This window comes from Streptomyces sp. NBC_00663, from assembly GCF_036226885.1.
Lineage (GTDB): Bacteria > Actinomycetota > Actinomycetes > Streptomycetales > Streptomycetaceae > Streptomyces.
The window spans coordinates 9805665-9823674 of record NZ_CP109027.1 but is presented as its reverse complement, the minus strand read 5'-3'; the positions used below and the strand labels follow the sequence as shown (position 1 = coordinate 9823674).

Here is an 18010-nt window from a genome sequence, read left to right as displayed (position 1 = left end):
GGCGCGATGCCGGTTTCGCACCTGCCGTCAGGGAATCTGGACGAATCACCTGCCCTCTTGCAGGAGGTGCGGTTCTCGCGGCGGAAAGCGTTGCATCCGATCGATCCGCCGGACGGGGCCAACCCCTTTCAGTCCACGTGGTAGGAGACGTAGTAACAGGACTTCTCCTCCTCGGAGAAGGCGATCTTCGACAGGTCGCCCTGTCCCTGCTCGGTCTCGTCGATGGTGACCGAGCCCAACTGATCGTCGTTGCCGAACGGGCTGCCGTCCTTCTCCCACAGGTAGACCGTCGTGACGCCCTCTACGGGAACGGCGAGCCCGACGGGGATGCGGGCTCCGGCAGCGGCCTCGACGGGGTCACCCGGCGGCCACACCCTGTTGTCCAAACCGGGCGAGTCGGTCGTCGTGGCATACAGTTCGTCGGGTGCCTCGTTCGCGGCGTCGCTGATGAGCTGGCCGATGTCGACATTCCCGGTGAGCCGATCGATGAGCTGGGCCCCCGGCAACTCGTAGACCGGGGCAAGCAGAGTGTTGATCACCGCCCCGAGGTCGAAGTCGGTCGACGTCGCCGGCCGCACGCAGATGAACTCCTCGATGGTCGCCGTCGCCGTCATGGCATCCTCCTCTCCGACCTGGGGCCGGCTGCCGGGCATTCCCCGCGCTCGCCTCTCCCACGCCGAGTCCGACGCTACGGATGCCGTGTCAGCGCGGCGTCATTCGGCCGTCATCGACAACCTCCTCCCCGCGCAGTTGCAGGGCGTGAACAGGAGGCAGAGGATGAACAGGCGACACGCGTCGCCTGGCCGGCGCATCTTGATGGACGGCAGTCGAAGCGACGAAAGCGCCCTCGACGCGGCGAAAGGCCCGCGGGAGGCACCCCCACGCCAAACTGCTCACGCGAGGGGATCAAAGTGACGTCCTCTCCTCGGCTGGAACTTCTCGGCGACTTCCATCTGGAACTGGGCACCGAACATGCCGCCCTGTCCGGCAACGCCCAGCGTGCCCTGGCCTTCATGGGACCGCGGCGACAGGTGCGCCGCACGGTCCTCGCGAGCGCATCACCTGCCCGCCCCCGACGCGGAGTCCCAAGGGCTGCGCCACGAACCGACCCTGCTGGACCTGTCAGACGTGTTCGGCGTCCGGGGAACCCCTCTGCTCACGTCCGACGACCCCGGCACCCGGCCCGCGCTTGCCCTCGGCTCTCCGCACGGGCCTCATCGTGTCCGGTGCTGACCAGCACGCCGACAGCAACGGGACAGGTTCACCGGCGAACAGAATGAGAGGCACGGCATCATGACCGCGTTCACCATCGACATGGCCGGCCCGTTCCAGCCGGGGACTGGTGCCACCGACCTCGGCGGGCCGAACGTCGGCGGCCATCAGCCACCGCACTGGTACGAGCAGTACGGTATGGACTTCGGTGCCCCAGAAGGCACCCTCGTCCGCGCGGCCTTCGACGCACATGTCACCCGGTACAACCCGCACGACCCGGCCGCGGACACGCCCAAGGTGTACGGCGCCCAGATCTTCATGCGGGCCCCCAACGACATGATGGGCGGCTACTACACCCACATCGCCGATGTGCCGGCCGGACTCACGGTCGGCTCCTCGGTCGCCAGAGGCGATCCGCTGGGCACCGTCTGCCGCAGCGGCCCGACCACAACTCATCTCCATTGGGCCCTCGTCGAGATCATCGGCGGAGCACCGGGCGGGCAGTACCAGGGGACCAACCTCCATCAGTTCTTCCTCGGCATCACCGGCACGGACACCGTGACCTCGGTGACCTTCCCGCAGGACGGATCACCGCCCATGCCCGGCGGTGGCGCCGGGCACCCGAGGGCGTTCCTTCTGGCCGGTGTCGGCGGTATCCAGGAAGCCTTGACCGCGCTCGGCTACGATCCCGGCCCGATCGACGGCATCGACGGCCCCCGCACCCGGGCCGCGGTGAGCGCCTTCCAGCGGGATCAGGGGCTTGCGGAGGACGGGCAGTGGGGCGAGCACACGCATGCCGCGATGGTGGCGGCGCTGCGGGCCAAAGGGTTCCTGGTGGATGGGGACTGAGCCATCAGGTGGTGCGCTCCTCTGATGGGTACGTCGGGGCTCGTACACGACGAGACCTCCAGCCGCCGCGGGACTCACATGAATTGCCGTCAGGCGAGCGCGGGCACGATGTTGCCGTTGGCGACCGTGACGGCGACATCGCCGGAGTGGATGCCGGGCATCACGGCGATGGCGCCGTCGGTGACGCGGACGAGGCCGCTGTGGCCGCGCTCCAGGTCGTCGCCGAAGGGATCGGCCTCAGGGCACCGGGGCTTCCGGTGCCGCACACCTAGCGGGTACGGCCGGTAGCTGGCGCGAGTTGTGCCAGACGTTCGGCGCGACCCGGGCCGTTGGGCACCTCACACCCTCCCCGCACATCGCCCGACCGGCCAAGGACCGGACAGTTGCGTGCGTACCCTCACACGGAGAAACAACGGCTTCCAAGACATGGTCGAGTGACGGCGTGTACTGGCGAGGGCCCGAGAGCGAGCGGAGGGTTCGGTACCGGAATTCGGAACCATCTCAAGGAACGCCACCGGAGAATCCAGCAACGGGTCAGGGGCCGCCGGCAGGACCGGCGGCCCCTGGCGAGGGATCGCGTTGGAGGTGACCGTCCTTCAGTGGTCCACGCCGCCACCGCCACCGCCACCGCAACAGGCAACGGTCTCGCTCGGGCCGACACTGGCCAACGGTGCTAGCGCGAACGCAGCCACCAACACTACGAACAAACCAACTACAGCCTTACGCACTGCATCTCCTTATCGGGTAGGGAAGCCTTCCCCGGCCTTTCCGCCGGGGAACACCTGTCAGGGGTGGCCGGGCGGCATGCCGCAGCAGGCGACAGTCTCTGCCGCACCGACGTTGACCAGCGGCGCTACCGCTTAGCACCGTGCCTTTATATGGAGGCTTCAGTCCTCATAGCAGCCCATCCTCACATCGGAAATGAAATTCGCCCAAAAAGTAGTCTCCCTGGCTGCAGGAGGGTCGATCTTCTGAATGATGGCTTCCAGATCGCGTTCAGCCTTAATGAGTTCATCAACCTTCGGATCCTCGCCATACCACGGGTAACTGTCCGCAACTTCCTGCATACACTGGACGAAATGCGAGATAGTTGAATTACCGAAAAGCAGATGACTCGTATTGGGTCCAGCGCAGATCTTGCCGGAACTAGCATGCACGTAGACTCCTACATGTTCACCCAGGTGCATGATTCGGTAATATCCTTCACCTTTCTCGTCGACGCTGAGCACGAGATCGGAGTCCGCGCGGTACGAGAAGAAGGATGATGACACCTCTACGCTGACGCCGTTGCCAAACAGGGTGACCATTTCGGAATTCATTCATTTCCTCCGTTGCGAAGTGGACGAGCCCGCTCTGAAGTCCTTGGTGTTCGAGCTGACAAAGTGGCTGACCAGCTACCAGACCCCGGCGACCTCCGCTGAATCGGCGTCAGGCAGCTCCAGAACTTGCTGTGCAACCGGCACGCCTTCCGCCCGGACCGCCTCGATGAGGTTGCCGTCCAGACTGACTGACGGCAGCACACCAGCCTGCCGGGCAAGAAGCTGAGCACCTAGCTGATGCACACACTGGCGCAGTGATGAGCCTCAACCAGCAGGCCGCCGCCGGCACCCCTTGGTGGGCACGGATGCGGGTCCGTACCGGCTGCGTCCGACACGGACCCGCCCTCGGAGGCTACCTCCCACAGTCGTTGACGAATTGCGCAGGAGGCGGTTGCGTGTGCCCGCAAGGTGGCCGAGATCGCCGATGAGGTCGACCACAAACGAACTCCGCTGGAGAATCAGCCGATATACGCACCCCCACGGGACAGGCACACTTCGCGTGGCGCTCGATGGCTGGCGCGCCCCTCTTCCGGGCCGACCGAGGAACGTTCCACTACAACTACGCCTTGGCCCAGCAGCAGGCCGTGCGCAGCCCGTGGGTACGCACGATCCCCGAGAACCTCACGCAGAGCATCTCGGCAGCCCTCTTCGAAGGGTGGTGGTCCGCTGGTGTGAGAGCAGACGGGCGACGGCTTGGACGATGTCACTCATGTGAGGTGGGCGATGCCGTGCTCGACGCGGATACGCCGTGAGGAGTGCGCCTTGCGCTGAAGTTCGTGCCGTTTCTCTTACCAGGCGGGAGCGTTCTTCTTGAACTTGCGATGCGGGGACGTCATTACGCGTCCGTCGTCACCGCACGGCAGCGGCCCGTGGATTGACCTCACAGCGAGCGATCTCGCCCACGTGGCCTGTGCTGGCGACGGCCACCCGGAGCTCCGCCTTGCTCTTCGCAGGCACCGACACCTGGTCGTAGGTCTCGGCCATGGTGAAGCCGTTTGCGGTCTTGTAGCTGATTCTCACGGCGAAGAGACCCTGGCGCCCGTTCGGATTCCGAACCGCGACGGTCGCGTACGGGTCGTCCGTGTCCGCGCAGTGCGTGAGCACGGCGGTGCCGTCCTTCAGAGGCCGGGTAGTGACGGAGGGCGACGCCGTGGGGGTGGATGGGGCGGTCGGCCGCGAACTCTGGCCGCCACTTTCAGCGGTACTCGACATGGGGTCGGCATTGGGGGCGCCGACCGAGCTGCCAGACTTTGCCGTTGATGCAGGCTGCGGTGTGGAGTTCGCTTTGTCCGACTTCGTAGCGCCGCAGGCGGACAGAACTATGGCTGCCGCTAAAACCGCTCCGGCGGTCATGTGCACCCGCTTGATCACGTCACTCTTTCCAAGAAACGAGCCGCAGGATCGATTCCAGGACGGCTACGCTGGTCAGCGCGTGCAGAGGCTACCAGCGGGCGGAGATCGGGAATCGGTCGCCGTGAGGCGACAACGTGATCACGATGTCTCGGCCCATAGCTCGAGCCACTGGCAGACCCTGTTGTTGGTCTCGTTGCTCGCGCTCGGCTTGGACACTGTTGCACCCTGATCAGCAACGTGGCCGGCCGGACAAGTCGTAGTCGTGATCGGTGCACTTAGGACGACGCGTGGCAGCTTCACGGCGGCCAGCGTCCCTCTCCCCGTACCCTGCTGTCCTGACTCGACGACGGGCGGAGCACCCTCGCCCGGTGACACATCCTCGTCTCCGGGCGCCGGATGAACTGACTCTGCCGTCCAGTGCAGCTGGCCAATGCGGGAGTTCCCGCCGGAACAAACAGCGCGAGCCGGTCTCAGATCTATGCCGTGTCTGCGAAGAGTGCTGAGCCTTACGGCTGCCTGAAAGTCGGCGGAAGTAGCCCGTCGCCCGGCCAGAATGCCTGCTCAGCAACCAGTCCCGTGAGGAACCTGTCGGCCTCGTCCAAGACTGCGGCGCGCTCCTGCGGTCCATAGGTGATGACTTGGCCAGCGGTAGCGTCAAAGACGCGGACGTGACTGTGGGGGCCGGCGCAGAGGAGGGCGCGTCCGATCTCGGGCAGGCCTAGGCTGAGGGCGTCGCACTCACCTGCGCGGACGAGGTGTACGAGGTCGGTGGTGACCGTCTCCCAGTCGCCGACCTGGGGCCAGTCGGTACCGCCGCCCAGTTCATGGGTGAGCGTGGAGAGGGGGATGATCTCTCAGGGGTGCGTGCCTGGGTGAGGCGGTCGTGGATCCGGGCGCCGTCGGGCTGTCGCACCTGGGGGTGGAGCAGGGTGTCGGCCGCGACCACGGTGGTGTTGACCTCCTGGGTGCCGGAGTCGGGGTAATACGGCTCATGAGCGAACAGCAGGTAGGTGTCCATGGTGCGGGCCGAACCGTCAGTCCTGGTCTGGTGCATGGAGTGGGTTCCCCTCAGCGGTGAAGTGGCGGGCGCGGGCTGATGAGTTGGTGAGGCTGCGGGCTCGAATCCGGGCGGGAGCGGGCCCAGCAGGCCTGGCCCGCCATGCGGCTGATGGCGGTCTGTCGGGTCCGACTGCGCTGCGGCACCAGCGGGATTGAAGCTCTGGGCGACGTGGTCGGCGAGCTGGACCATCAGCCGCTCGATGTCGATGAGCCCGGCGCAGACGGACTTGGTGTCTGCTGTCTGAAGCAGGCCGGCGGCGTCCCACAGGAGGCGGTGACCGATCCCGGCCGGGCGGCGCAGTCCATCAGCGCCGCTGTCGGCAGCAGCCTGGAGAAGGTAGGTGTGTAGTGCGGCAAGCCGCTGCAGGTAGCGACAGGCGGCCTCGTCTTCAACGCTGCGGACGTGCCGTGCGGCCCGGTCGTCGAGCCAGTCCGGAAGGCGCTCGGTGAGCAGCGGGGCGAGCAGCATCACTGGCAGCACGAGGGCGTCGGGGATGCCGCTTAGCAGCGCGTACAAGGCAGCGCAGAAGCTGATAGCCCCCACGGTCATCGCAGAAAGCCGCAGCGCGGCGGAGCTGTGGGTGTTCAGGGCAATGCGGGTCGCCGGACGGCGGGTCAGCCAGCGCAAGGCCAGCTGCTGCGCCAGCGTCGCACCAGGGATGACCACGCCGACCTGCTGCGGGAGTTGAGGCAGTGTGCCGTCATCGGGCACCGTCCAGGCAAGCCACCCCCAGCCCGTGCGCTCCACCACGAGCGCGGGCTCACACATGCCGGCGCATCCTGCACCCGGGCAGACGTGGCCCCGCCGCAGCACACGGAACTGTTCCTTTTCCCACTGCCGCGGCTGCCGGGCGAAAGGGCGCAGAGGCTGCCCGGCCGTCGACTGCGGGGGCGTGCGGGGAGTGTCGGTCATGACGGGCTCGCTTCCAGGAGGCCGGTCGTGGTCAGGGCGGAGGCGCATGTCGAGCAGCAGCCGTCGCCGTCGGGGTGAGCCCGCCGGGGAGTCGGTCCGGGGCAGGTGCGGCACAGCGGCCAGCCCAGGCAGGCCGGGCACAGGTCCTGACCGGGGGCGGTGGCGGGTGTGCCGCAACCGGAGCACTCCACGAGCGCCCGGTAGGCGATCGCCTCGTCGACCGTGCGGTCGGCGGCAGAGGCCGTAGAGGGCTGCGGCGTCCGCACGGCCTCGTCCCGGTCGGTGGGGTGGCTGTTAGCGGCAGGGGGCGGGTAGAGCTGGGCGGAGCGTAGGCGGGCGGCGACGATAGCGTCGACGGAGGTGCGGATCCGGCCCGGCAGCGGGCGGCTGGTGATGACGTGGCGCAGCTGCCCGGTGCTCCAGCCGGCGTCCAGCATCGCGGTCACCACCCCGCCCTGGTCGTGCAAAGCCTTTTCCTGCAGCAGCAGTTCAGGGTGGGCGGATCCGATCGACAGCAGCAGCCGCGTGCCGGGGGCGAGAACTGGCGCCGCTGGTGCAGCCCGTCCCTCGGGCATTTCCGCCGACGGACCACGTGCGTTGTCGCCGCGGGGGCACGGAGGGAGGGGGTTGGTGTTCTGCTGGTTGGTCTTCTTAACGATGGTGTTCTTAGTGGGCTGATGAGCCGACGTCGGCTCATCCACTGGTGGAAATCCCGACACTGGCTGCGACCTGCACGGTTGGGGGACCGGCTGGTCGGTGATGACATACACGGTCCCGCCCAGGGTGCCGTCCTCGTGACGGGTGCGCTCTCGCACCAGGAAGCCATGCCTCTCCAACTCCGTGAGGCCGCTCCTGACGACCACGGCGCCATTGCGGCTGTGGCGTGCCAAGTCGGCGACGGTGATGCGCCAGCCGTCACGGTGCGTGCTGATCAGCCCGAACAACCCCTTCGCCTTGAAGGACAAACGGGGATCACGGAAAAGACGGTTGGCGATCTGGGCGAACTGATCCACTGCCACCACATTCCGGCGGATCCCCGCCCAGGTGCCTGGCGTCGCCGCCGGGGAAGGCGCAGATGCGGTTGCGGCACGGGGTCTGGTGTCGCCGGTCGCGAGGGTGTCGGTGAGACAGTAGACGCTCTCGCCGAGGGTGCCGGCGGTGCGCCGCAACTGGGCGCGTACGAGGTAGCCGCGGGCCTGTAGTTCACCCAGGCCTGCCCGGACGGCATCCCGCCCGTCCGGACCGACCTCCACCAGGTCGGCAAGGGTGATCTCCCAGCCTGCCCGATGGGTACTGAGATAGCCGAAAATTCCCTTGGCCCTGAACGACAGCTGAGGATCACGCAGCAGGCCGTTGGCGATCTGCGTGAACCGATCTCCCGTCATCACACCCCGGCGGAGTCCCGCCCTGTGGCTCACTGCGCTCCCCCACACGCCGGGCAGCCGTCCGCAGCAAGGTCATGCCGCATGCCATGGAGGGGGATACGGTCAGGGCTTTTCCGTGCGCACGCGCAGGCGAGATCCATAACCGCCAGCACAGCCAGCAGCCCTGACCAGACCATCGACCAGGTCAGGCCGACCACGGTCACAATCCGAGCAATATCCGCGGTGGTCAGCCATGGTCACGGCATGGTCAGGCCGACCATGCCGCACCCCTGACTCGAATGCGCAAGCAGACTGCGCAGCATCGCGCAGCCCCGATGCGCAACGCGACCTGCGCAACCATGAACGGTGCGCAGTGGTCAGGCCACTTCGTTGCGCAGCGCCGCAGGCGTCGGCACCGCTGAATGCGCATGAGTGCGCAGCCTGTCGCGCACCTCTCCCCTGCGCAGGTCCAAGACCTCGGACTGTGCACACCAACAGCAGCCCCTCCCACGCCCTGCGCACACTCCGCTGCGCAGACACGCGGCGGTGCCCGCTCCCCCACGACACCACTGCCCGTGATCAGGGGGTGGTCAGGCCGACCACGCCCTGACCACGCCGTTCGTGTCCTCATCGTGACCGTGGTCAGCCTGACCTGGTCGATGGTCTGGTCAGGGCCAGCAGATCTCCTGACCAGCAACATCCGTGCCAGTCCAAGAGGTTGACGATGCCTCATCGAAGGCACGCCCCACCCTGGGAAGGTGCTGACGTAGTGGCCGCAGGCGCCCGCCCGGAGGCGATGCGACGCCGGATGCGCCTGTCACGGATAGTGGTGTGGACAGTCATCGCGGCCGGAGCGCTGCGCAGCCCGTCACGGCAGTGACTGCCGACCCGGCTGGCCATGCGCAGGTGTTCATCAACGCGCGGCTCGCAGCAGCACCCACAACCGCGCACGCGCGGACTTGCGCATGCGATGGGCTGCGACCACAGACCTCGGTGAAGCCGCGTTCCCTAGGGTCTAGTAGTGCTTCGTTAGGTTCTGGTTCTGCTGGTATTGAGGGGGCGACGGCGACCGCAGGTGCTGCATGTGCCGGTCCAGCACCTCAGCAGGTCTTGGAGTGCGTCGAGGGTCTGGTAGAGGCTCGGGGAGGTGCCTCGACTTTTGGGTCGAGCCTGCGGAGGGTGAGGAATGCCTGCGCGGCGGTGACGAGGGTGACGTGGTGGTGCCAGCCGCGCCAGGTTCGGCCTTCGAAGTGGTCGAGCCCCAGGCCGTGTTTGAGCTCGCGGTAGTCATGTTCGATCCGCCAGCGCATCTTCGCCCACCGCACCAGGTCAGCGGTCGGCGTATCAGGCGGCAGGTTCGATATCCAGTAGTCCGTAGGGCTGTCCTGGCCGTCCGGCCATTCGACCAGGAGGGTCTGGGTGGGCAGGACACCGTCCCACTCGCTGCGGCCCCCACTCGATTCCTGAGCGGCGGCCAGGGACAGTTTGCCCGCGGGCCGCACCGTCAGCACCGTGAATCGTGAGGTCATCGCGCCCTTGCTGCCCTGCCGCCAGGTCACCTCGGAGAATCGCTCCGCACCCGCCTCCGCCGCAAGGATGGAGAGGGCTCGCGGCGGGGTGCGGTAGCGGGGCAGGGTGGGCGGCCCAAGCCCGCCACAGGCGGGCTGGTGCGGCTCGATATCCTCCGGATGAGCGACTTCCTTCCCCTGCAGGGCCAGGACATAGGACAGCCCTCGCTCCTGGAGACCGAGCCGGAACGGTGTGCTGACGCCGTAGCCGGCGTCGGCGACCACGACCGGCGCCTCCACCTGCCACTTGGCGAGTGTGTCCAGCAGGCCGAGCGCGAGACGCCACTTCTCCCGGTGCACCACGTCCTCGGGGACGCCTGCCCTGCGGCAGCGGTCGGGCTCGTCCGTCCATTCCCGCGGCAGATACAACTGCCACTCCAAGGGGCACGAGGCGGTGTCGGTGGCGGCATGGACACTGACTGCGACCTGGCAGTTCGCCCGCTTGCCGACCGCTCCGCAGTACTGGCGGGCCACCCCGACCGAGGCCTTGCCGCACTTGGGAAACGACACATCGTCAATCACCCACACCTCGGGCCTGACGACTGTGGACAGCCGCTCGGCGATCCGCTGCCTGACCGGCAGCGGATCCCACGGTGACTGGTTCACGAACTGCTGCAGGGCTTGCATGTTCCCGTCCGGCAGACGCTCGGCCATCGGCTGGATCGACTTGCGCCGACCGTCGAGCATCAGGCCTCGTAGATAACACTCGCCCTTGGCCCGCTGATCCGTACGCGGCACCGAGGCGAAGACATCCGCCACAAACACCGCCAACGCCGCCCGTAATCGGCTCACTTCATGTGAATCCACACGACCAACATGCTCTTGATCAGCATCAACGAACAGACCTAACGAAGCACTAACTTGTCCGGCCGATCATGTTGCTGGTTAGGGTGCGTGCGTGCCCAAGACGAGCGTGAGCAACGAGACCAGCAGCATGGTCTGCCTGTGGGTCGAGCCGTGGGGAACTGATCACTGGATGCGTCCTGGTGAGGAGTTCACGGTGGTGACCGAGGCGGAGCCGGAGCAGTCGCCGTTCAACGTGGTCGTGCATGACCAGGGCATCACGGTGTGGGTGAACGCGGGTCATGACGCCGAGGTCTTCGACAAGAACGGTGGATTGGTGCCGTGCGGGCACCAGCGACTCGTCGAAGACGGCAGCTGAGCTGTGTTCGATCGTCAGGTTCGGAGCCAGATGACCAGGGCTGCGGCGGTGGCGGTGCCGAGGAAGACGTAGCCGCGCTTGTCGGGTGCCTGTTGGCCAAGGGCGCGGCGGAACTGGCCCAGCACGATCCGACGGTCGCCGGACGGTCGGCCGAGACCATGACGGCACTGCTGACCCTGCTGCGGACGGAGATCAGCGCCGCCCAGCGCCATGGCGACATCGATAGCGCTGCGGATCCGGAGCGCTTGGCGGCACTGCTGCTGACGGTGGTCCGCGGTATCGAGGCGGTAGGCAAGGCCGGCCTGGACCCGGAGACGCTGCGGAACATTGCAGACACCGCACTGGCGGTCCTGCCCATGCCCGAGGGGCAGAAACGCCTCGCAACCGGGCGCATTCCGGCCCGCGAGAACTAACTTGGCGCCATCACGACCACATGATCCGCCGGACAGCGCCTACTCGGTCGACCCGCAGGTCATCGGCCGGTTCATCGACGTCACCGCCTCCCTCGAGACCGTGTCCGTGTTCTGCGACGGGAAGGTCGTCGGCCAGCACAGCAGGTCCTGGGCCCGGCAGAGGGTCGTCACCGATCCCGTCCACGCGGCCACGGCCGCGCGAGGCCCTCGCGACAGACCGCCAGCGACGTCAAGCCGTTCGCCAGCACGCCGACGGCCACGCCGTCGCCCTACGGGCCCCGGCCTTGCCTGTGGGGTGGGCGGCGCAGCCGAAGTGGGACGGTTCTCCAGACACCTTGAGATGTCTCGTCCAGGTGCGCTTCGGCAGATGTGAGAACTCGATCCTTGCCAGAAATGGCCATGCGTCCACACAGGCTCACGAGCGACACTGGGGATGTGCTGATCATGGACGCTGTGCTGGAGACCTACGACGCCACCGGCTTCGCACTGTGGCCCGTTGCCGAGTTGCCCTCGAACCATCTCTTGACTCTGTCCAGCCGGCTTTCCGTACGAGAGATCGGCACCGCCATGGCAGTCCTGACCAGCTACAACAAAAGCGATGACGAGGCCCGGCCCAGCGACCCCCAGGACAGCATGGAGCAGGTCAGCCAGCTGCTAACCACTGACCAGGTCATCGCTCCTGGCGGCATCCGGATCCAGGACACCTCGACGGGAATGACCGCACCGCCCGGCTGCTGCTTCGGCCTGGAGAACTGGCGAGACTGGCTGGAGTTCATGAACGGCGAAGAGCCCTGGCTCGGCCACGACCCCACACCGCGCATCGAGCACACCGGAACGACCGTCCAGCTGTGGCTTGATGCAAAGCACCCGAACGGAGTTCCCATCGAACTGTCTCTGCCCCGGCTGCCCGAACTGCTGGGCTCCGTTCAAGCCGACCTCATCGCCTTTCTGGCCTCCGTCGGCGAGTGGGCCACCCGGTACGCCCCGCCCCTCGCCGACGCCTTGGTCGCGAAGCTCGACGAGGACCTCACCATCGAAGCCCCTCTCCGAGACGGCCAAAGCTGAGCCTCGCCTGTCCAGGCGCACCATGCTGTGGCCATGTGTCTCGTGAGACACAGCAAAGCCTGGAGAAGGAAGGCTACCGTGCCCTGGCCGGCCGGTGGGCTGATGGTCGTGTCGCCGTGCGCAGCCGTAACGGCACTGACCTGAGCGGGGCGTTCCCGGAGATCGCGCACGCGGTGGAGCAGCTGCCCGTCGACACGGCCGTCGACGCCGTTATGTGACCTGTACGGGTGTCTCAGTCCCAGGGTGTCTCAGGTCGCGCACCTCTGTAGACGAGAGGCGTTCGCCGCCGATGGTTCAGGGAGCCGAAGAAGGAACAGAGCCGTGCGGCCGTCAGCGCGGCACAGATAACCTGCGCGAATGAAGCGGATTCAGCGGGCCGCTGGCGCGGTCGTCGGCTCAGCGGTGGGTGACGCCCTGGGCGGCCCCTTCGAGTTCGGTCCCCAGGGAGCGTTCTCCGCGCGGTTTCCCGCGCCTGGCGCCGGTGGCGAGATGTGCGGAGGCGGTGGCTGGGACCCCGGCGAGGCCACTGACGACACGCAGATGGCCGTCCTGGTCGCGGAGTCGCTGCTGGAGCAGGGCGGACTGGATCTTCCGGACATCTTCGCCCGCTTCCAGCGGTGGGCAGCATCAGACCCCAAGGACATCGGCCTGCAGACCGAAGACGTCCTGACCAACGGCATGCCCTGGGACCTCGCCGCCGCGATCCATTTCCAGGTCAACCAACGAGCGGCCGGGAACGGCTCCTTGATGCGGGCATCGACCTCCGCAGTCCACTTCGCGGCCGCCGGCCAAGAAGCCACCATGGACGCCGCGCGCCACATCGCTGCTCTCACCCACGGTGACCGCGCGGCCTGGGAAGGAACCGCGATCTTCCACGAACTCATCCGCGTCACGTTCGAGGAAACCGACCCCCTCACCGCGCTCCCGGACATCCTGGCCCATGCCCACCCCGACCACCGCAGCCGCTACGCCACCGTCCTCTCGCCCGACTGGCACCCAGATCAGGCAACCGAGTTCAACGGTGCCGTCTGGCCCTGCCTGGGCTCCGCGGTCTGGGCCCTGCGCACCACCACCAGCTTCGAAGACGCGATACGCGCGGCAATCGACCTCGGCGGCGACACGGACACCGTCGCCGCGGTCACCGGAGGCCTCGCGGGGGCGTACTACGGGCTGGACGCAATCCCCGCCCGCTGGACCCAGCCACTCCATGTCCCCCTCCCAGGCTTCGACGGACGGGTACTGCACCTAGCAGATCTGCTCCACCTTGCACACCACCTCGGAGGCTGAACCGGGTGCTGCTCCGCGACGGCACTCTCCACGAACTCCAGCCCTCAGCAGCAGTCACCTGACCAGTGGCTCCGCAAGGAGGACGACTCGTTCGGCTTCGACATCGAATCCGAGCACTGGATGACCATGGGCACCCTCCGGATGCATCAGCACCGGCTTGCCCAACCGCCGTCCGATCTCCCGCAAGAAGCCGCAGAACACATCAAGTCGCTCCTGCCCCTGCAATTCGCGCAGGTCAACGTCGAAATCGATCTCCTCGTCTGAATAGAAGCGGAAGATCGCCAGCACTTCAGCTCTCAGCCAGACACGCAGGTTCGGGCACTCAGCATCCGCCCGTCGAGACAACACAGCCTCCGCCCGAGGCAGGGGAAGCACCCTCTCTCTCCTTCGGAGTACTGGCACTTCCAGCCCCTCTCCACGACGAGATCCAGCACCTCCTGCCAGTTGTGCCCCGAGGCATCACGGACACTCACGTCCGGTAGCGATCCCATCAGGTCCGGATCGAAGAAACACTTCACGTCGTCCCACAGCAGATCAGCCACACCGTCATACTGCCCGGCGCCCGGGCTGAAAGCAGCCCTGTTTCCGCTGATCAAGGGCATAGAAGCCACCGCAGGAGTAGAGGCACGGCAGTCATTCCGGCGGCAGCATTCAACGCGTCACAGGGAGGGAAGCGACGGTACCGCCCTGGCGGAGAGCTTCGCGCAGGGTGGCGTTCTCCACTTCGAGTTCGGCGTTCCGCAGGCTGAGCGCCTGGATGTGGTTGGCGTAGGCGGCGAGGGTGGCGCGTGCCTCCCTCTGCTCGGCAGCGTGTTGGGAGCGCAGCATGCGGTCCGCCTTCTTAGACCGTGTCCTACGTGGTGAGGCGGACGAGTCGCTTGTAGCAGCACAGGGCGGCGGCGAGGCCGAGAAAGGCCAGGTAGTTGCGGGGATTTCGTTCGTAGCGAGGGCTGAGTCTGCGGTAGCCGGACAGCCAGGACATCGTGCGCTCGATGACCCAGCGGCGTCGCCCTAATCGTTCGCTGGACTCGATCCCTTTGCGGGGGATGCGTACTCCGATCCGCTTCCATCGGAGCCATCTGCGCAGGTCGGAACGGTCATAGGCTTTGTCCGCGTGCAGCCGCTGAGGCTTGAGGTGCCGGCCGCGGTGGGGGTCGTGTCTCGTTTGGTGACCCTCGATCATGGGCTTCAGCCCTTCGCTGTCGTGGGTGTTGCCGGCCGAGATGCCGACGAGGAGGGGCAGGCCGTTCGCGTCCGACAGGATGTGCATCTTGGAACCCGGCTTGCCCCGGTCCACGGGGCTCGGACCCGTGTGTTCGCCCCCTTTTTAGCCCTGACGTGGGCGGTGTCGAGGACGACGCGGGTGACGTCGATGAGGCCGGCGTCGTCGAGCCGGTGCAGCACTGCTTCATGCAGGCGACCCCAGACACCGGCCCGGGACCAGATCAGGAACCGGCGGTGCGCGGTCGACTTCGATATGCCGAAGCACGGCGGAAGTTGACGCCAGGCGCATCCGCTGACCAGGACGTAAATGATCGCCGCGAACAGCGTTTCATCAGGCGTGTCCTGCGTTCCGCCGCCCTGCGGCCGAACCCGCGACGGAGGGATCAACGGCTTGGCGCTCTCCCACAACCCGTCCGGCACGATCCAGCTCCATGTTCCCCGCCCCATACCGGGTCAACGTCCGCCTCACCACGTAGGACACGGTCTTACAGCCCATCTCAATTGGCGATCAGAGGCTGGGAAAGGTGCTGGCCGGGCTGGTGCAGCAACGGTTGAATGCCGCCGTGGAGAACATCTGGACACCGGCCCACCAGGCGGTGGAGGACGAGGACGCAGAGGCTCTGGCGCAGCTGCTGGCCAAGGGCGTCGACCCCGATGAGGTATGCGGCAGCATGACGCTCCTGACGCATGCCATTGACGCGGAAGGCGATGGCGCCTTGCAGAGCGGCTGTCCGCTGACCGTGCATACCACCGCAGTACTCCTGGCCTTCGGCGCTGACCCACAGCTCCCGGGGTTCGACGGGCGAACGCCCATGGACGTCGCCGTTCACTACGGCCATGACCTGGCAGTCAAGCTGTTGGAGCGGCACATCAGCGGGTCAGACGGCGCAGGCAGATGAGGGTGCTGGCGATGCTCGTGAAGGCGAGGAAGTGTTCGGCCTTGCGTTCGTATCGGCGATGAAGGCGGCGGCAGCCGGCCAGCCAGGAGACGGTCCGTTCAACGACCCAACGGTGGCGGCCCAACCGCTGGGGACTGTCCGTTCCTTTGCGGGCGATCCGGTGCCGGATGCCCCGTCCCGATAACCATCGACGCAAGTGGGCGTAGTCGTAGCCCTTGTCGGCGTGCGGTTTTGCGGGCCGACGCCGCCGAGGCCCGCGGCGGGAGCGGATCGGCGGGATGCCCTGCACGAGCGGGACCAGGGCCTGGCTGTCGTGGACGTTGGCCCCGGAGATTCCGACAGACAGGGGCAGACCATTCCGGTCGGTGATCAGGTGGATCTTCGAGCTGTATTTACCCCTGTCAACAGGATTCGGACCTGTCAGGTCCCCCTTTATGGCCCGCATGTTGACCGAATCGATCGCGCAGCGGGACCAGTCCAGCTCGCCACGGGAGCCAAGTTCGTCGAGGATCAGCCGGTGCAGCTTGGCCCACACCCTGGCCTTGCTGGCACTCGGTGAACCGGCGGTGAGCCGTTGCTCCCGACGGCCCGAACGAGGCGGTTGGGAGCTGCTGCTAGGTACAGCCCGAAGTCGCCACAAACACAATCGCAGCCAGCACTTGACGATCACCGTGGCGATGCCGGCCGCCGCCTTGAGGCCGAGTCGGTGCCTCCTGCACCACCCGCTGGAACAGTTCCCACAACTCGTCCGGCACCAGCCGCTCAACGATCCCCACCACAACCGGCAGCCTACCCAGCCGATTGAGATGGCTTGTTAGCCAACTCCCCCCTGATCACGGTGCGGGAGGCCCGCCTGTGACCCGCCCCGCGTTCTTCGTGTCGCCCGCCTCGCTCTTGCGCAGAACAAAGATCCTCGCCAGGGAGAGCAGACTTGGCCCGGCCAGAACACCCGACAGCCAGACGCTTTTGTCGACCACGAGCAATGCGACCACGAGCAGCGCCAGAGAGGTCACCAGTCCGGCCGACACGTCGATCACATGTCGCCGGTGTCGCAGTCGCGCCGCCTCCATCGAGGCCTGCTGCTTGGCGACCTGCTGCTCCGCGCGCGCCCTCGCCTCTGCGGCAACCTTCTCGGCCTCCACCCGCATGAGCTCGATCTCGTGTGTCAGGCGCATCCTCAGCACCCGCTCCTGCGAGCGAAGAGCTCCCTCAGCCTTTGCCGCCTGCACAGCCACCTTGAAGTGCTCAGGAGGCAACTCACCCCACTGCGCCGCGATTCGGTGCGCCTCTCCTGCGAAGAAGTCCCCCTGCTGGTCGGCGTCCGGGCCAGGTACGGCGAGGGCTCCCGATTCGTCTGTCGTCACTCCTGAGCTCCCCCGCCACTGTTCACTGGTGCCAGGTCGCCGGAGCCGGCTCCGTCAGGCGGCGGCCCCAACCGCAGGAACAGGCCAACCAATTCGACATCCACTGCCCGCCCCGACTCGTTGGCAAGAGCCGCCAATTCCCCCATGTCCGCATCCGAAGCGGACAGCGCTGCATCCGCGTCGGACTGAATCTCCGCCACAAGCCGCGCATGCTCGGCGAAAGCCGCATCCGAGGTGCCCGACCTCTCTCCGAAGTGATGCTTCACGTCGGCCCATGAGCGCGAAGCCGGAGGTGCCGAGGCCGCTCGCAGATACTGGGCCACGACCGGCGGCTCCACCTTTGCGTTCTTCTTGGGGTAGGTGAGAGCCACGTCGCGCACTTTCGGCTCCCCCGCTTCCGGCGAAGGCCGCGCAGCGGTGGATCGAGCCAGGAGTTGCCGGTACGCGTGGCTCAGTTCGCGAATAGTGACGGTCCGCTCGGCTTCTGTGGCAGAAGCATCTGACAGAAGCTCTCGGAGTCGGGCAATCTTCTCCGCTTCGAGCTCAGGCGCACCCGACGAAGCGCCAGGGTCGGCAGATTCCGACGGGCCCACGATGTCAGTCGACGGCTCGCTCGCGACCCCGTCAACAGGATCGCCCTGACGGCCGGTCGACGGCTCGCCTTGGCTGTCCTCCAATTCGCACCCCCTGCACCCACAGGATGCCCGAAAGGCGACGGTCCGCACAGCCCGGCTGTCGCTTCCCACACCACATCGTCCAGTGCACAATCGACGCCCTCCGGACGGGCACCAGATCCGATGTCGGTGTGCAACCGCCACCCCCGCCGAGGGCGCAGTTGCTTGTACAAGGCCAGAAGCATGATCGGCGGACCGCCCGACAATCCAGAACCCTGAGCCTCCCGCAAAGCACTGCGCTGCGGTCCCGCACGCCTGGCGCGAACTCCAGCGGCCCCCACCACG

The 18010-nt window shown here is 66.9% G+C and carries 16 protein-coding genes and 5 pseudogenes; 7 read left to right on the top strand and 14 right to left on the bottom strand.

Annotated elements, in window-relative coordinates; genetic code table 11:
* Window positions 1-128: 128 nt before the first annotated feature.
* Window positions 129-614: a hypothetical protein gene (locus OG866_RS44455; protein WP_329343833.1), complete on the bottom strand. Its 486-nt coding sequence runs from the start codon at window positions 612-614 to the stop codon at window positions 129-131.
* Between the two features lie 679 nt (window positions 615-1293).
* Here OG866_RS44455 and OG866_RS44450 point away from each other — a divergent pair.
* The gene (locus OG866_RS44450; protein WP_329343831.1) at window positions 1294-2061 is read left to right on the top strand and encodes a peptidoglycan-binding protein; all 768 of its coding nucleotides are present in this window, start codon (window positions 1294-1296) and stop codon (window positions 2059-2061) included.
* Between the two features lie 89 nt (window positions 2062-2150).
* Here OG866_RS44450 and OG866_RS44445 read toward each other — a convergent pair whose 3' ends face one another.
* The 6 genes from OG866_RS44445 to OG866_RS44420 all read right to left on the bottom strand — a co-directional run bounded on the left by OG866_RS44445 (window position 2151) and on the right by OG866_RS44420 (window position 10444).
* Entirely contained in the window at window positions 2151-2327 is a 177-nt protein-coding gene (locus OG866_RS44445; RefSeq protein ID WP_329343829.1) for a hypothetical protein, read from the bottom strand.
* A gap of 621 nt (window positions 2328-2948) precedes the next feature.
* Window positions 2949-3380 (bottom strand): hypothetical protein, encoded by a 432-nt coding sequence (locus OG866_RS44440; RefSeq protein WP_329343826.1) that lies wholly within the window; start codon window positions 3378-3380, stop codon window positions 2949-2951.
* 849 nt (window positions 3381-4229) lie between these two features.
* Complete coding sequence (locus tag OG866_RS44435; RefSeq protein WP_329343825.1) at window positions 4230-4484, bottom strand: hypothetical protein; 255 nt, start codon at window positions 4482-4484, stop codon at window positions 4230-4232.
* A gap of 967 nt (window positions 4485-5451) precedes the next feature.
* Entirely contained in the window at window positions 5452-6705 is a 1254-nt protein-coding gene (locus tag OG866_RS44430) for a hypothetical protein (protein ID WP_329343823.1), read from the bottom strand.
* On the bottom strand, window positions 6702-8090 hold the full coding sequence (locus tag OG866_RS44425) for a hypothetical protein (RefSeq protein ID WP_329343821.1): 1389 nt from the start codon (window positions 8088-8090) through the stop codon (window positions 6702-6704). Before OG866_RS44425 ends, OG866_RS44430 begins: the two co-directional genes overlap by 4 nt.
* 1079 nt (window positions 8091-9169) lie before the next feature.
* On the bottom strand, window positions 9170-10444 hold the full coding sequence (locus OG866_RS44420) for an IS701 family transposase (protein WP_329343819.1): 1275 nt from the start codon (window positions 10442-10444) through the stop codon (window positions 9170-9172).
* A gap of 91 nt (window positions 10445-10535) precedes the next feature.
* On the opposite strand from OG866_RS44420, the gene OG866_RS44415 reads away from it, so the two are divergent.
* The 4 genes and pseudogenes from OG866_RS44415 (at window position 10536) to OG866_RS44400 (ending at window position 12277) form a co-directional block, all read left to right on the top strand.
* Complete coding sequence (locus OG866_RS44415) at window positions 10536-10799, top strand: hypothetical protein (RefSeq protein WP_329343817.1); 264 nt, start codon at window positions 10536-10538, stop codon at window positions 10797-10799.
* Window positions 10800-10882: 83 nt separating this feature from the next.
* Window positions 10883-11212, top strand: a pseudogene (locus OG866_RS44410) (TetR family transcriptional regulator C-terminal domain-containing protein); the annotation flags it as partial.
* Between the two features lie 40 nt (window positions 11213-11252).
* Window positions 11253-11490 (top strand): annotated as a pseudogene (locus OG866_RS44405) (Mu transposase domain-containing protein); the annotation flags it as partial.
* A 166-nt stretch (window positions 11491-11656) separates the two neighbouring features.
* On the top strand, window positions 11657-12277 hold the full coding sequence (locus OG866_RS44400; protein WP_329343815.1) for a hypothetical protein: 621 nt from the start codon (window positions 11657-11659) through the stop codon (window positions 12275-12277).
* A 116-nt stretch (window positions 12278-12393) separates the two neighbouring features.
* On the opposite strand, the pseudogene OG866_RS45370 reads toward OG866_RS44400, so the two are convergent.
* Window positions 12394-12447 (bottom strand): annotated as a pseudogene (locus OG866_RS45370) (hypothetical protein); the annotation flags it as partial.
* Between the two features lie 187 nt (window positions 12448-12634).
* Here OG866_RS45370 and OG866_RS44395 point away from each other — a divergent pair.
* A complete protein-coding gene (locus OG866_RS44395; RefSeq protein ID WP_329343813.1) occupies window positions 12635-13564 on the top strand; it encodes an ADP-ribosylglycohydrolase family protein in 930 nt (309 codons plus the stop codon).
* Between the two features lie 54 nt (window positions 13565-13618).
* Here OG866_RS44395 and OG866_RS44390 read toward each other — a convergent pair.
* The 3 genes and pseudogenes from OG866_RS44390 to OG866_RS44380 all read right to left on the bottom strand — a co-directional run bounded on the left by OG866_RS44390 (window position 13619) and on the right by OG866_RS44380 (window position 15235).
* A pseudogene (locus tag OG866_RS44390) lies at window positions 13619-14106 on the bottom strand (hypothetical protein).
* Between the two features lie 109 nt (window positions 14107-14215).
* Window positions 14216-14392 (bottom strand): hypothetical protein, encoded by a 177-nt coding sequence (locus OG866_RS44385; RefSeq protein ID WP_329343811.1) that lies wholly within the window; start codon window positions 14390-14392, stop codon window positions 14216-14218.
* Window positions 14393-14417: 25 nt separating this feature from the next.
* Window positions 14418-15235 (bottom strand): IS5 family transposase gene (locus tag OG866_RS44380; protein ID WP_329343809.1). Its coding sequence is split into 2 segments (ribosomal slippage): window positions 14418-14893 and window positions 14893-15235, totalling 819 coding nucleotides; the frame shifts between segments, so codons are not numbered across the junction.
* Window positions 15236-15351: 116 nt separating this feature from the next.
* Here OG866_RS44380 and OG866_RS44375 point away from each other — a divergent pair.
* Window positions 15352-15687, top strand: coding sequence for an ankyrin repeat domain-containing protein (locus OG866_RS44375; RefSeq protein WP_329344589.1), 336 nt, complete (start codon window positions 15352-15354; stop codon window positions 15685-15687).
* On the opposite strand, the pseudogene OG866_RS44370 reads toward OG866_RS44375, so the two are convergent.
* The 3 genes and pseudogenes from OG866_RS44370 to OG866_RS44360 all read right to left on the bottom strand — a co-directional run bounded on the left by OG866_RS44370 (window position 15659) and on the right by OG866_RS44360 (window position 17728).
* A pseudogene (locus tag OG866_RS44370) lies at window positions 15659-16457 on the bottom strand (IS5 family transposase). The gene OG866_RS44375 and the pseudogene OG866_RS44370 sit on opposite strands and share 29 nt — an antisense overlap.
* Before the next feature lie 63 nt (window positions 16458-16520).
* Complete coding sequence (locus tag OG866_RS44365) at window positions 16521-17051, bottom strand: hypothetical protein (protein ID WP_329343807.1); 531 nt, start codon at window positions 17049-17051, stop codon at window positions 16521-16523.
* A complete protein-coding gene (locus OG866_RS44360; RefSeq protein WP_329343805.1) occupies window positions 17048-17728 on the bottom strand; it encodes a hypothetical protein in 681 nt (226 codons plus the stop codon). Before OG866_RS44360 ends, OG866_RS44365 begins: the two co-directional genes overlap by 4 nt.
* Window positions 17729-18010: the final 282 nt, after the last annotated feature.